Below are 258 nucleotides of genomic sequence, written 5' to 3' on the forward strand. Positions count from 1 at the left end.
TCCTGACTTCCCTTGTGATTAACCGCCAGTTGTGGCTGTACCACGACAGCGGGGATGCGGGACTGACACACCTTTACCGGATGCGCGATGCGCAGTTGTGGAGCCACATCGAATTTCACCCCGAATGCAATGCGATTTACGCGGCACTGGACTGATTAACGGACGGGGCGGCAATGCCGCCCCTGTAAAGGAGACGAGAACATGTACTGTACTGTTAAAGAAATTATCCGCGAAGTGCTGGATACAGACGTGCCGGAC

1 pseudogene is annotated in these 258 nt (G+C 54.7%); it reads left to right on the top strand.

Annotated features, from left to right (window positions below):
• Positions 1-155 (top strand): annotated as a pseudogene (locus E0D98_RS26595) (antirestriction protein); the annotation flags it as partial.
• Positions 156-258: the final 103 nt, after the last annotated feature.

This window comes from Escherichia sp. KCJ4928 (genome assembly GCF_004352695.1).
GTDB lineage: Bacteria > Pseudomonadota > Gammaproteobacteria > Enterobacterales > Enterobacteriaceae > ECMA0423.